This is a genomic window from Enterobacter cloacae (assembly GCF_011078175.1).
Classification (GTDB): Bacteria; Pseudomonadota; Gammaproteobacteria; order Enterobacterales; family Enterobacteriaceae; genus Enterobacter; species Enterobacter cloacae_Q.
Window position 1 is genome coordinate 1 of the sequence record NZ_JAALCJ010000031.1, and the last position, 660, is coordinate 660.

The following is a 660-nucleotide window of genomic DNA, read 5'->3' on the forward strand; positions in this document are numbered from 1 at the left end:
TACCACTTTGTGATTCATGACTGGGGTGAAGTCGTAACAAGGTAACCGTAGGGGAACCTGCGGTTGGATCACCTCCTTACCTTAAAGAACCTGCCTTTGCAGTGCTCACACAGATTGTCTGATGAAAAACAGCAGTAAAAAACCTCTACAGGCTTGTAGCTCAGGTGGTTAGAGCGCACCCCTGATAAGGGTGAGGTCGGTGGTTCAAGTCCACTCAGGCCTACCAAATTCTCCCTGAATACTGCGTTGCGAAATAACTGACATACTGAAGTATGCTTCGTTATTCCACGCCTTGTCTCAGGAAGAATTACCGGTACAGAGGTTTGACTACGATGGGGCTATAGCTCAGCTGGGAGAGCGCCTGCCTTGCACGCAGGAGGTCTGCGGTTCGATCCCGCATAGCTCCACCATCTTTTACTGCGAACACAAGAAAACTTCAGAGTGAACCTGAAAAGGTGCACTGCGAAGTTTTGCTCTTTAAAAATCTGGATCAAGCTGAAAATTGAAACGACACACAGCTCATGTGTGTTCGAGTCTCTCAAATTTTCGCAATCACGATGGTGAATCGAAAGAAACATCTTCGGGTTGTGAGGTTAAGCGACTAAGCGTACACGGTGGATGCCCTGGCAGTCAGAGGCGATGAAGGACGTGCTAATCTGC

General features: G+C 48.3%; 2 tRNA genes and 1 rRNA gene. All 3 read left to right on the forward strand.

Annotation, left to right across the window (positions count from 1 at the left end):
- Nucleotides 1–79, forward strand: a 16S ribosomal RNA gene (locus G6Q29_RS21535); the annotation flags it as partial.
- Nucleotides 80–149: 70 nt separating this feature from the next.
- A tRNA-Ile gene (locus G6Q29_RS21540) sits at nucleotides 150–226 on the forward strand.
- Nucleotides 227–334: 108 nt separating this feature from the next.
- Nucleotides 335–410 (forward strand) — tRNA-Ala (locus G6Q29_RS21545).
- The last annotated feature ends 250 nt before the right edge of the window (nucleotides 411–660 follow it).